The organism is Streptomyces sp. NBC_00876 (assembly GCF_045207435.1).
GTDB lineage: Bacteria > Actinomycetota > Actinomycetes > Streptomycetales > Streptomycetaceae > Streptomyces.
Genome location: NZ_CP108800.1, coordinates 8,359,227 through 8,370,965, shown reverse-complemented (window position 1 = coordinate 8,370,965; position 11,739 = coordinate 8,359,227). Strand labels below are relative to the sequence as shown.

Annotated in this window: 11 protein-coding genes and 2 pseudogenes; 7 read left to right on the top strand and 6 right to left on the bottom strand. The window is 70.2% G+C overall.

The features are described from left to right. Window positions 1-372: 372 nt before the first annotated feature. The 6 genes and pseudogenes from OG782_RS36520 to OG782_RS36495 all read left to right on the top strand — a co-directional run. Window positions 373-1,197, top strand: a pseudogene (locus tag OG782_RS36520) (substrate-binding domain-containing protein); the annotation flags it as partial. Window positions 1,198-1,204: 7 nt separating this feature from the next. Beyond that, window positions 1,205-1,312, top strand: a pseudogene (locus OG782_RS36515) (ATP-binding cassette domain-containing protein); the annotation flags it as partial. A 218-nt stretch (window positions 1,313-1,530) separates the two neighbouring features. After that, window positions 1,531-2,016: an ATP-binding cassette domain-containing protein gene (locus OG782_RS36510; RefSeq protein ID WP_406458554.1), complete on the top strand. Its 486-nt coding sequence runs from the start codon at window positions 1,531-1,533 to the stop codon at window positions 2,014-2,016. Window positions 2,017-2,173: 157 nt separating this feature from the next. Next, window positions 2,174-2,356 (top strand): hypothetical protein, encoded by a 183-nt coding sequence (locus OG782_RS36505; protein WP_406458552.1) that lies wholly within the window; start codon window positions 2,174-2,176, stop codon window positions 2,354-2,356. Continuing rightward, entirely contained in the window at window positions 2,353-2,676 is a 324-nt protein-coding gene (locus OG782_RS36500) for an L-rhamnose mutarotase (protein WP_406458551.1), read from the top strand. Before OG782_RS36505 ends, OG782_RS36500 begins: the two co-directional genes overlap by 4 nt. A 164-nt stretch (window positions 2,677-2,840) precedes the next feature. Next, entirely contained in the window at window positions 2,841-3,560 is a 720-nt protein-coding gene (locus OG782_RS36495) for a GntR family transcriptional regulator (RefSeq protein ID WP_406458549.1), read from the top strand. 37 nt (window positions 3,561-3,597) lie between these two features. Here the strand turns inward: OG782_RS36495 and phnE are convergent, their stop codons facing one another. The 5 genes from phnE to OG782_RS36470 form a co-directional block, all read right to left on the bottom strand. Then, window positions 3,598-4,416: a phosphonate ABC transporter, permease protein PhnE gene (phnE, locus tag OG782_RS36490; protein ID WP_406458547.1), complete on the bottom strand. Its 819-nt coding sequence runs from the start codon at window positions 4,414-4,416 to the stop codon at window positions 3,598-3,600. Then, window positions 4,413-5,126 (bottom strand): phosphonate ABC transporter ATP-binding protein, encoded by a 714-nt coding sequence (locus tag OG782_RS36485; RefSeq protein ID WP_406458545.1) that lies wholly within the window; start codon window positions 5,124-5,126, stop codon window positions 4,413-4,415. Before OG782_RS36485 ends, phnE begins: the two co-directional genes overlap by 4 nt. Then, the gene (locus OG782_RS36480; protein WP_406458543.1) at window positions 5,126-6,034 is read right to left on the bottom strand and encodes a phosphate/phosphite/phosphonate ABC transporter substrate-binding protein; all 909 of its coding nucleotides are present in this window, start codon (window positions 6,032-6,034) and stop codon (window positions 5,126-5,128) included. The genes OG782_RS36485 and OG782_RS36480 overlap by 1 nt, the downstream gene beginning before the upstream one ends. Before the next feature lie 210 nt (window positions 6,035-6,244). Beyond that, a complete protein-coding gene (locus tag OG782_RS36475; RefSeq protein WP_406458541.1) occupies window positions 6,245-8,419 on the bottom strand; it encodes an alkaline phosphatase D family protein in 2,175 nt (724 codons plus the stop codon). A gap of 234 nt (window positions 8,420-8,653) precedes the next feature. Next, entirely contained in the window at window positions 8,654-9,733 is a 1,080-nt protein-coding gene (locus tag OG782_RS36470) for a zinc-binding dehydrogenase (protein ID WP_406458539.1), read from the bottom strand. Window positions 9,734-10,042: 309 nt separating this feature from the next. On the opposite strand from OG782_RS36470, the gene OG782_RS36465 reads away from it, so the two are divergent. Further along, window positions 10,043-10,771, top strand: a complete 729-nt coding sequence (locus OG782_RS36465) for a GntR family transcriptional regulator (protein ID WP_406458537.1) — start codon at window positions 10,043-10,045, stop codon at window positions 10,769-10,771. A 33-nt stretch (window positions 10,772-10,804) separates the two neighbouring features. Here the strand turns inward: OG782_RS36465 and OG782_RS36460 are convergent, their stop codons facing one another. After that, entirely contained in the window at window positions 10,805-11,560 is a 756-nt protein-coding gene (locus tag OG782_RS36460) for an SDR family NAD(P)-dependent oxidoreductase (protein WP_406458535.1), read from the bottom strand. Window positions 11,561-11,739 lie beyond the last annotated feature (179 nt).

The window sequence follows — 11,739 nt, the reverse complement described above, 5'->3', positions numbered from 1 at the left end:
GGTGCTCGAATCGTGGGGGTGCGGCGGCCGCAGTGCGGCGCCTGGACAGAAGTGCAGTGGCACAGGCGCCTCCTGTCAATGAGTTCAACCAACCTTTCCTATACGATTCATGTCGCTCAGCACGAGCATCCCGGGTCCGGGCCATGGAATCCGGGTCCGCCCCAGCCGGATCCAACCACGGTGAGCCACGTTCAGGACTACACGTATGAACCTCCCGATGCCTCCCAACCAAGGCACATCTCCGCCACTTTGGGCGCATGCGGGCGAACGTGGGACCTGGGATGGATCGCGCCGCGGACCTTGACGAGGCGAGCCGACTTGTCAACCATCACCTCATCAATTTCCTATTTGATTTCTGAGGAGGTGGTGGAGATGCGTCTCCCGACCAGATCTGTGGTGCCCGGGATTCTCGCCGCTGCGGTTCTGCCGGCATCTGCCGCCTGCACCGTGAAGACGTCCGGTGAGCCCGCGAACGACCGGCCCCGGGCCTCGGGCAGGGCCGGCGGCGGAGCCCAGCTCGCCGACGGGTCAGGCACGAAGGTGGCGCTGGTCCCCGGTGGGGCCCACCCGTATTTTCATCCGTGGAAGACGGCCGGGGCAGCAGCCGAGAAAGCGTACGGCCTCGGCGACGTGACCTTCGACGAGACGGCCGAATGGGACCAGCAGAAGCAGAACAACCTGCTGTCCACGCTGGCGGCCCGTGGCTACAACGCCTTCGGCGTGTTCGGGGTCTCGCCCACCGACATCAACACCACCATCGCCGACCTGAAGTCGCAGGGGCTGGCCGTGGCCTCGCTGGGCTCGTGCCCGGCCGGCGGCACGAACGAGACCGACTTCTGCCTGTCGACGGATGTCGAGCTCGCCGCGTACAAGGCGGCGCGCGCCGCCATCGACGCGATGGGCGGCAAGGGCACCCTCGTACACCTCACCGGCAACAACGTCGACGCCAACACCCAGCTCCGGATGAAGGGCGTCTCCAAGGCGGTGGCCGAGTCCGGCGGCAAGGTCGAACTGCTCCAGACCATCACCGACATCGACAAGGACCTCCAGACCGCGCAGAAGGCCGTCTCGGACCTGCTCGCGGCCAAGGGCAGCAGGATCCAGGGCATCGTCGCCACCGCCTGCAACCCGGCGATGGCCGCAGCCGACGCGGTCGGCAGCGCCGGCTCGAAGGCCGAGGTCGTCGCCATCGACGACGCTGTCGGTGGCGCAGCAGCAGCTGGTGGAGATAGCGAAGGCGCTCTACACCGACAGCAAGGTGCTGCTCCTGGACGAGCCGACCGCCTCCCTGTCGCCGCAGGAGGCGGAGCGGCTGTTCGAGGTGGTCCGGCGCCTGGCGGCCAGGGGTACCTGCGTCGTCTTCGTCAGCCACACACTCGAAGAGGTCTTCGCCCTCTGCGACACCGTCACGGTGCTCCGTGACGGCCGGTCCGTGCTGGAGTCCTCTCCGCTCTCGGATCACACGCACGACGACGTGGTCGGCCTGATGGTGGGCCGCGCGCACTCGGCCGCGCGCACTCGGCCGCGGAGATGTCGCCCCGTGACGTCGACGCCGGCGCACCGCCGGTTCTCTCGCTCGACCGGCTCTCGACCGCCGACGGGCACGAGGACGTCTGCCTGGAGGTGCGCCCGGGTGAGATCCTCGGTCTGTACGGTCTGGTGGGTGCCGGCCGCAGCGAACTCGTGAAGGCGGTCCTGGGCCTGGACCGCTGCACCGGCGGTGAGATCCGGGTGCGCGGCAAGGCCGCCCGGATCAGCTCGCCCCGTCAGGCGCTCCACCGGTACGGCATCGGCTACCTGACCGAGAACCGCAAGGAGGAGGGCGTCTTCCTCGATCAGCCCGTCCACCGCAACATCACGGTGACGGTGTGGAGAAGGCTGGCCCGGGCGCCGGGCTTCGTCCCGGCACGCAAGGCGCGCACCATCGCACAGGGCCTCGTCGACCGTCTGGGTATCCGCGTCGGGGACTCGGGCAGAACGCGGGCGAACTCTCCGGAGGCAACCAGCAGAAGGTGAGCCTGGCGAAGTGGCTCGCTCCGACACCCGCCTGCTCATCGTCGACGAGCCGACCGTCGGCGTCGACGTCCGCACCAAGCACGCCTTCCACGAACTGCTGTGGTAGCTGGCCCGTGACGGTCTGCCCATCCCGCTGATCAGCAGCGACCTTCCGGAGATGGTCACGCTCGCCGACCGGGTCGTCGTGATGGCGGAACACCGGATCCGTGGAGAGGTCGCCAACGACCACGACTACGCCCGCATGAGCGGCCGGATCATCCGTATGATCCACGACCGTCCGGCCTCCATGGTCCACGACCGCGCGGCCTCCGCCGTGGCCACGAAGGCCGATGCCGGATGAGGCGGGTGGCCCAGGTGATCCGGTTCCTCCCCGAGAAGCTCGACGAGTACCGCGCCCTGCACCGCCGCGTACCGCAGCAGGTGCTGGACCGTCTGCGGGATTGTCACATCACGAACTACTCGATCCATCTCCTCGGCGACCGGCTCTTCGCCTACTTCGAGTACCACGGCGCCGATCTGGCCGCCGACCTCGCGCTGATGGCCGCGGACGAGCCCACGCAGGCGTGGTGGCAGCTCACCGATCCGTGCCAGGAGCCCGTGGCGGAGGCGGCGGCCGGGGAGCGATGGGCGTCGATGGAGCAGGTGTTCCTCATGGAGTGACCGGCCCGGCCCCGCGCTCCGTGGCGGAACCGGGGGCAGGCCGAGGCGGCCGGCCCCGGCCTTCCGTGCTCACGAGCGCCCCACCTCGGGAGTTCACCACGGCCCCCACTCCCGGCTGGCTAAACTACGACTGTCCCCAGAGGTCCCGAGCAACAGGAGAACGGATGCCCACGCAGGACCGTTCTGCCGACGGGCTCAAGGAACCGGGCGGAAAGCCACCGGCTGCGCAGCCTGCCAGGCAGGTGCTCTCGGACAGCGTCTACGAGAGCATCAAGGCCATGGTCATGGACCATGAGATCGCGCCGGGGGCCCGCGTCGGCATTGACGCCCTCTCACGGACGCTGGGAGTGTCGCCGACCCCTGTACGTGAGGCGCTGGCCCGCCTCGAGGCGGACGGTCTGGTGGTGAAGCGGTCCCTTTCCGGCTACCGCGCGACCGCACTGCTGACGCGGCAGGGACTCGAGGAGCTCTTCGAGATGCGGCTGCTCCTGGAGCCGCGCGCCGCGGCGCTGGCCGCGACGCACGCCACCGAGGAGCAGCTGGACACGATGGAACGGATCGTGGAGGAGATGCGGACGCTTCCGGGACCGACCGGCCGCTACGCGGACTACCGCGACTTCGCGGTCCTGGACCAACGCTTCCACGACGCGATCGCGGCCGCGTCGCATCGGCCCCTGCTCGCCGATGCGGTCGAGCGGCTCCACTCGCACCTGCACATCTTCCGGCTCAGCACCGTGACGGTCGCCGAGGATCCCACGCTGGCCGAGCACGAGCGGGTCGTACGCGCCGTGCTCCGCAGGAAGGCCGACCGCGCCGCCGAGGCCATGACGGAACATCTGACGGTCAGCCTCCGGCGCCGGCTCGCCCAGGAGACCGGGGCCTGAGCCGCGTCCCGCCGCTCGACGCGGTGGCGGCCGGCGGTCAGGCCAGGCGCAGGCGCACCCATGCCGACAGCCGGTCGACGGCGACGATCAGGACCAGCACGACCAGGATGTGTGTCAGCATCTCGTCGAACTGGAACAGTTTGATCGACTGGTTGATCAGGAAGCCGATCCCACCCGCGCCGACGAGGCCGAGCACCAGCGACGCACGCACGTTGACGTCGAGCCGGTACAGCAGCAGTCCGATCAGCTGGGGTGTCACGGTCGGCAGCAGGGCGTGCGCCGCGATCTGGATCCGGCCCGCGCCCGCCGAGCGCAGGGCCTGCACGGGACCGGGGTCGGCGTCCTCCAGCGCCTCCGCCCACAGCTTGCCCATCACACCGATGTTGTGGAGGAGCAGCGCCAGTACACCCGGGAAGGGGCCGAGTCCGACAGCGGTGACGAAGATCAGGGCGAAGACCACGTCGGGTACGGCGCGCAGGAACGACAGCAGGGAGCGCGCCGCCTGGTAGACCGTCGTCGAGGGGGCGGTCCCGCGTGCCGCGAGCAGTGCCAGGAGCAGCGAGAACGGCACGGACAGGGTCGTTCCGAGCAACGCGATCCACAGGGTGACCAGCGCGCCGTTGAGGCTGGGTTCCAGGACGTCCCAGCTCAGATCGGGCGGGATCGCGTCACCCAGGAAGTCCGCGATGCCGCCCCAGCCCTCGGCCAGTGCGCCGAAGGACATGTCGGTGGTGTTCCACGCGACCACATGAGCGGTGACCACTGCGGCGGCGACCACGGCTCCCACAGCCGTGGCCCGTGGCCGGACGGGCTTCGCCGGTACGGGAAGCCTCCGCACCTCGTTGAGATCGATCATGAAACGGCCTCCACAACCGCGGACTGGTACAGGGCGTCGACGTTCTGGCCGGGGTGCCCGTCCAGGATCATCCGGCCGTCTCGCAGCCCGACCATGCGGTCGGCGTGGCGGGCGGCGAGCGAGGGCTGGTGCAGGACGGCGAGGACGGCCAGGCCCGCGTCGTGGGCGAGTTCGGCCAGCAGCGCGAGTACCTGCTCGGACGCGGCCGGATCCAGTGCGGACACCGGTTCGTCGGCCAGCAGCACGCGGGGGCGCTGGCACAGGGCACGGGCCACGGCGACGCGCTGCTGCTGGCCACCGGAGAGGCGGCCCGCGCGTTCGTGCGCACGGTCGGCGAGACCCACCCGGTCCAGGCAGGCCATCGCCTCCTCCCGCAGTGCGCGCGGGAACAGTGCGGGAACCAGCGAGTGCCGCAGCCGCAGCCGTCCGAGGGCGCCGGCGCACACGTTCTCCAGGACGCTTCGTCGGCGTACGAGGTGGATGTGCTGGAAGACCACGGCGATGTCCAGCGGGCCGCAGGGCTTCCCGTCGATGCTCACACTGCCCGCCGCCATCGGCTCCAGGCCGGCGGCGGCCCGCAGCAGGGTCGACTTGCCGGAGCCGTTGGCCCCGAGCACGGCGAGCAGCTCGCCCCGGGCGACGTCGACGTCCACCCCGTGCAGCACCTGCCGCTCTCCGTACCGCACGGTGATCCCGGACAGGGTGAGCATCAGACGTCCTTCTCGGTCAGGTTCAGGGCGGCGGCCAGGTCGAAGAGCGGCTGGTACGTGGACTTGTCCACGGCGATCAGCGGCGCCGGCGGATCGACGTCGAGGAGGGCGCCGATCTCACCGACCTTGTCCGCCGGCAGCTTCAGCAGGGCGTCGGTGACGGCCTTCTTGAACTCGGCGTCGAGGCTGCCGCGGACGGTGATGGGGTCGTTGGGGATCGGGTCGGAGCCCCATACCTTGCGGAACCGGGACGGGTCGAAGGTGCCCGCGTCGGTGGCGCTCGCCAGCTGCTGGGAGTTGATCTCGGCGGCGTCGACCGTTCCCTTGGCGAGGGCCAGCAGCGCCTCCGGGTGGCCTCCGGCGTAGTTGACCTTGACGTCGTCCTTCTTCAGGCCCGCGTCGAGCATCGCCTGTCGCGGCAGGGCGTCGCCGGACGTCGATCCGACGGACGCCAGCGCGAGGGAGTGCCCCTTGAGGTCCTCGACCGATGTGATGCCGGAGTCCTTCGGCACCCAGATGCCTGCGGTGTAGCTGGACACCTCGCCCTTGCCGTCACCGAACGAGGCGATGGCCTCGGCCTTGGCGCGCCGGCTGGCGAAGACGTAGCCGAGGGGCCCGAACATGGCTATGTCGAGCTTGCCGTTCTCCATAGCCAGAACCTCGGCCGAGTAGTCCTCGGTGACGGTCAGCTCCACCTCGCAGTCCAGGCTTTCACCGAGGGCGTCGGCGAGGACCTTGGCTGCGGGGGTGAGCTTGGCGGGGTCCTCGAAGGGCTCCACCCCGAAGCGGATCCTGCCGCCGGGGCAGGTGGCGGACTCCGCCTTGTCCGAACCGCCGCCACAGGCGGTCAGGGACAGTACGGCGACCACGGCGAGCGAGGTGGCGAGGGTGAAACGGCGGACGGGCACGGTGAACTCCGGGTTCGAGGGCAGCACAGGGGAAATGACGCGGTGCGAACGGGGTGAGGGGGGGCGCTCGCCGGGGCGGCTGTGGCCAAACGTGTCAGCCACAGCCACCCCGGTCAACACTTGTATCGACAGGTTGCCAACTGTTCATCTCTGAGTCGGCAAGAGGTTGTCCGGCCCCGGCACGGAGGCGGACAGGAGGGAGCGGGCGGTTCAGCGGTGACTGTGTCCGCGACCGTCTTCGGCGTGCTTCCCGTCCCGGCCGTGGTGGGCCTGCGCGGGGCGCCTGGGGTAGGAGGTGTGTCCGAGTTCGGCCGCGCTTCGGGTCACCTCGAAAAGGCGCTCGCCGTCACGGTTGATCCAGGTCGCCGTGAGGGTCGGCATGTCGAGCGTCGTGTCGGCGACGAGCTTGAGGAAGACATGCGGCTCGACGGCGCTGTGCACCAGGTAGGGGCTGGGCACGTTGAGGCTCGGGATGGTGCTGTCGTGCATGGGACTCACGATGAACTGCCACAGGTCGTAGCCGACCCGGGGACCGTAGCTCAGGGCGCGGGAGACGTGGATGTCGCCGCCGATCAGGAAGCAGCCCGGGATCTCCTCCTGCGCGATGAAGTCGTAGATCGCCTCCCGCTCGTAGGAGTAGGTGGCCCAGTCGTCCTTCTCGGCGTTCTGCTTGTCGTCCCAGATCATGCCGGTGGCGATGGCCTTGAACGGCGCCGTGCTGCCGCGGAGCTGCTTGCGGAGCCAGTCCCACTGCACCGTGCCCAGACAGGTCACCTGCGTACTGTCGGCCCAGCTCGGTGCGGTCCGACTGAACCAGCGCGGGTCCAGGAGGAAGACCTCGATCGGGCCACGGCGGAAGGATGTATAGACACCCTCGCCGTCCGTTCGCTGCTTGAGGATCTTCCCGTCCGCGGTCTGCCCGAAGGTGGGATTGGCACGGTAGTTGACGAAGGCCGTGCGGTTCTGGCGCTTGCTCTTGTAGTCGCCGTGGAAGTCGTTGCCCCCGAAGTCGTGGTCGTCCCAGGTGGCCCAGACGGGCATGGAACTGATCATCCGGGAGATCTCCGGCTGCACCAGGAACGTACGGTGTTTCTGGCGGGCCACCGCGAGGTCGGAGCTGTCGACGTACGGAGTGTCGCCGAGCATGACGAAGCTGTCACAGCCCTCCTCCATGATCCTGGTCCACACGTGGTCGGGGACGGACGAGCCGCAGGAGCCCATCCCCATGGTCACCACGGAGGGCTTGTCGGGATCGGGCGAGGTGGCGAACGAGCCGGTCATGGGCGTGAAGCCGGCCGCCTCCTTGACCGGGGTGAGGACGAACTCGTACTCCGTGTCCGGAGCCAGGCCCCGCAGGTGGGCGATGAGCGTGTCGTCGTTGTCGGGCTCGATACGGGTGGTGACGGTGCGCCAGGCCTTCGCGCCGCGCCCGCCCAGCTCCCGGTAGGCACAGTTCCAGCGGGCATGAAGTACGGGGTCGAGCCCGGGGCGGGCCCAGATGCGGGCGTTGCCGGGTTCGGTGTGGCCGACCATCGGACCGACCGGCCGCTCGGGCGGCATCGGTGTCGGAACCACGGCGGGCGCCGTCCCGGTACGCACCGTCGTGACGTAGCCGGCCAGCGCGGTGAAGAACGCCTCGCTGTCCGCCACCGCCTCGGCCGGCTGCACCACCGTGCCCGCACTGTTGCGGATCTTGTCCACGGTCAGGCTGGTGACGAGGAACCGGCCGGAACCGAACTGGCCCTCCAGCAGCGCGGGCGGGAACCCGGAGGCGGAGCAGGCCATCAGCACCCGCATCGAACTCCACCGCTGAACCGTCTCGTAGCTCACCCGCGGACTGGCGTTCCGGCCGGTGAACAGCCGGCCGTTGCTGACGCGCAGCCCCTTGACGAGCGGGTGGCCGGGATCGGCCGGGTGGATCGTGTCGTAGTCGGCGTCGGTGCGGACGGCGGACAGACCGCTCGGCAGATAGGACACCGCCGCGCCGTACTGGTCGGACTGCGCGAGGTCCAGCACGACACGACGGTCGGCGACGAACCTGCGCAGGGAGTCGGCCTGGTCGGCGACGTAGTCGAGATAGTCGTCGCTGTTGTTCGTGAACGTGCCGAAGGCGATCAGGTCGGCCGGCTGCTGCTGCTCGTCGGCAGGCAGCGTCAGGTCGAGCGGCACGACCTCGAAGCCTGCCCGGCGCAGCAGTTCGGCCAGCCCGAGGGCCTTGGTCCAGGGGTCTTCGTACTCCAGGACGGCGGCGCGCAGCGGGGTGGTGTCATCCGCGGCGCGCGGCGCGCCGCCTGCGGCGAACGCCGGTGCGGCGGCACCGACCGTGAGCGCGGCGGCGACCCCGCCCGTGAGTATCTTCCGTCTGTCCAGACCGTTGTCCGGCATGTGTCTCTCCTTCGGAACGCGGTTCCCGGTCCGCCTTGTGCGGATACGGAGACCGAGCGGTGGGGTTGCCCCTCTCGGGGGCTGTGCCGCAGACGCTGGCAGAGTGAGCCGCGGGCGGCAATAGCTTGTATCGACAAGTCATTCGGAGTTCACGCACACCTCCGGCGCGCTGTGCGATGTTCACCCGCGTCGGGGATCACGCGTTCCTCCCCGACGGCCGCAGATCGGGCCCGTTCACTCCAGGCCCGGCAGAACGGCCTGGCGTGGCGCATCCGCTCCCTGGGCGGCCCGCACGGCAGCGCCGAGATCACCCAGGCGATAGGCCCCTTCCACGAGACCGGCGAAGGGGTGGGCGGCATGACGTGCGGCGAGGAAGGCCACAGCCGTCCGGAGGTCGGCGGGCCGGTAGTTGTGCACACCGGTGACCGTGCGCAGGCCCCGCACCAGCCACTCGGGATCGACGGGGACGGTGTCCGCCGGGGAGACAGAGCCGGCCAGCACGGCGGTCCCGCCGATGTCGAGGGCGGACAGACAAGCCCGGACGGCGTCCGTCCGGCCCGACAGCTCCAGGGCGATGTCGACCGGGCCCGGCGGTTCGCCCACGTCCAGCATCCGGGCGGCCCCGAACTGCCCGGCGCGCGCCCGCCGGGCCGGGGACGGATCGACGGCGGTCACGCGGGCGCCTCCCAGGGCGGCCATCGCCACCGCCGTCAGGCCGAGCATGCCCGCACCGGTGACCAGCACCTCGCGCCCCTCCAGGGGGCCGGCTGCGGCGATGACGGCAGCGACGGTGGCGGTCGCGCAGGACGCCGGAGCGGCGACCGCATCCGGCAGCCCCTCGGGTACGGCGGCGATGGCGGTACCCGGCAGCAGTACGCAGTGCGTGGCGAACCCGCCCGTCAGGGGGGCCCGTTCGTCGAGTGGCTCGTGCCCGTACTTGCGCAGGTCCCGGCACTTCTGCGGGTGGCCGCGCCGGCAGCGCGGGCAGGTCCCGCAGGACGCGGTGACCGACCACACCACCCGCAGCCCCGGAACCACCGGAGTGCCGTCCACGCACGACGGTGCCCCCGGCCCCACCGCCAGTACGGTGCCGACCTGTTCATGCCCCAGCACCGCCGGAACCGGGGACGGCCGCCTGCCGTTCACGGTGTGCAGGTCGCTGCCGCACACCGTTGCGAGGTCGATGCGCACCAGCACCTCGCCCTCGCCGGGCGACCGCGCAGTGGTGGTGGTCACCAGCGTGAAGGGCCGGCCGGCCCCGTCCCAGCGGGCGTAGCGGACGGCGAGGAGTTCGTCGGGGATGGTTCCAGGCATCGTGTCAGCTCAATCCGTCATGATTGCTTGCAGGCGGGTAAGCAACATGTATAGACAGCTTTTCGGGGCCGGGGCGAAACTCCAGATGAACAGCGGATGCAGACGCCGTTCCACGCCGCACCCGCGTGGTCGTACCCGACGCCCGAGGCCGGCCGCATGTCCCCCCGAACCGCGCGCGACAGCCGGGCAGTCCGGCCCGAATCACCTGAGAGAACCCGGATGTGCCCGAGGTTCCGGCGCGGAAGGTCCTCACACGGCCGGCCGACCGGGGACCGGGGCGGCGGGGGCGAAACCTGTAGGGTCAAGTCCATGGCCACCCCTCTGCACCGGACCATCGCAGCCGAACTCCGTCATCGGGTTCGTTCCGGGAACCTCGAGGTCGGTGAGTCATTGCCGTCCGAGTCCCAGCTCTGCGAAGAGTTCTCGGCGTCCCGAGGGCCGGTCCGCCAGGCCCTCGCCACCTTGCGGGACGAGGGGCTCATCGGCGGCGGGCAGGGCAGGCGGACCGTGGTGCTGGACACCGTCCCCACCCAGCCGTTCGAGTCGTTCCTGTCCTTCACCCGCCGGGCGGAACTGACCGGCCACTCCCCCGGCCAGAAACTGCAGGAGATCGCGCTGCGCCGTCCCGAACCGGAGATCTCCGCGGCCCTCCAGATCAACCAGGACGACCTCGCGGTGCAGCTCGTCAGACTGCGTCTGCTCGACGGACGCCCCGCGATGCTGGAACGCATGACGTACGTCGAGTCGGTGGGCCGTCCGTTGATCTCCGCGGACCTGGACGCCGGTTCCATCTACGCACTGCTCACCGAGCAGGGAGTGGACCTGCACTCGGCCCGGCACACGTTCGACGCCGTACCCGCCAACACTCTGGACGCCGAGCTCCTGAACGTCCCCGAGGGTTTCCCGCTGCTCAGGGAGCGACGCCTGACCACGGATTCCCAAGGCACCCCCGTCGAATGGTCCGAAGACCGCTACCGCTCGGACACCGCGACCGTGACGGTCACCAACACCCGCAGCTCCCGTACCGCCATGCTCTGAGCGCGGCACCACTTCCCCGGCCGCTTCCGCGCCTCAGGCGAACCGGGCGGACACACCTCCGTCGACGGCCCAGTCGGCACCGGTGACGAAGCCTGCGGCGTCGGACAGGAGGAAGGCGACCACGGAGGCGACCTGGTCGGGGGTTCCGAGCCGGCCGAGGATGTGTTTGGCGACTGCCTCCTGCCGGACCTCGGGCTTCTCCTGGCCGAAGTACTCGGCCAGGAGATCGGTCTCGATGTAGCCGGGGCTGACCGCGTTGACCCGGACTCCCTTCGGCCCCACCTCCAGGGCCATGCTGCGGGTCAGGCCGACCAGGCCCGCCTTGGCGGAGGCGTAGGGGAACATGCCGGGGCAGGTCATCGTGGCGTGCATCGAGGCGATGTTCACGATCGCGCCCCGCCCCCGGTCCGTCATGCCGGGCAGGACGGCCCTGGCCATGAGCCACGCCCCCTTGAGATCGACCCCGAACACCTCGTCCCACTGCTGCGTGGTCATGGAGACCACATCGGCGTAGGAGTTGCGCCCCGCATTGTTGACCAGGCCCGTCGCCGGGCCGATTTCCTCACGCAGTGCGGTGACCGCGTCATGGACCTGGTCCTCACAGGTGATGTCGCACACCGCCCAGGCCGCTGCCGGACCGATGCGGCGCGCGGTCTCGCGCGCGCCGTCACCGTCGATGTCCAGCACACCCACCCGTGCACCGGCGGCCGCCGCCATCGTGGCCACGGCGGCGCCGATGCCGCGGGCGGCGCCGGTGACCAGTACTGCCTCGCCGTTCAGGTCGTTCATGTCGGTCCTCCGTTCCGCGCGGGGCGCGGGGTGCCGTCCAGGTGGGGTGAGGAGGCCCGCAGAGCGGCCGGGTCAAGTCCCCGCCGCCAGGGCCTCGTTCGGCGTGCGGCTCGATGATGAGCACGACCGAACTTAGCAGCTAAGCTGAGAGGAAGGCAGTGTTTCAGAACCCGGAAGAC

Coding starts and splice junctions, on each gene's coding strand:
- OG782_RS36510 (WP_406458554.1), top strand. CDS start 1,531: ATGTCGCCCCGTGACGTCGACGCCGGCGCACCGCCGGTTCTCTCGCTC.
- OG782_RS36505 (WP_406458552.1), top strand. CDS start 2,174: ATGGTCACGCTCGCCGACCGGGTCGTCGTGATGGCGGAACACCGGATC.
- OG782_RS36500 (WP_406458551.1), top strand. CDS start 2,353: ATGAGGCGGGTGGCCCAGGTGATCCGGTTCCTCCCCGAGAAGCTCGAC.
- OG782_RS36495 (WP_406458549.1), top strand. CDS start 2,841: ATGCCCACGCAGGACCGTTCTGCCGACGGGCTCAAGGAACCGGGCGGA.
- phnE (WP_406458547.1), bottom strand. CDS start 4,416: ATGATCGATCTCAACGAGGTGCGGAGGCTTCCCGTACCGGCGAAGCCC.
- OG782_RS36485 (WP_406458545.1), bottom strand. CDS start 5,126: ATGCTCACCCTGTCCGGGATCACCGTGCGGTACGGAGAGCGGCAGGTG.
- OG782_RS36475 (WP_406458541.1), bottom strand. CDS start 8,419: ATGCCGGACAACGGTCTGGACAGACGGAAGATACTCACGGGCGGGGTC.
- OG782_RS36470 (WP_406458539.1), bottom strand. CDS start 9,733: ATGCCTGGAACCATCCCCGACGAACTCCTCGCCGTCCGCTACGCCCGC.
- OG782_RS36465 (WP_406458537.1), top strand. CDS start 10,043: ATGGCCACCCCTCTGCACCGGACCATCGCAGCCGAACTCCGTCATCGG.
- OG782_RS36460 (WP_406458535.1), bottom strand. CDS start 11,560: ATGAACGACCTGAACGGCGAGGCAGTACTGGTCACCGGCGCCGCCCGC.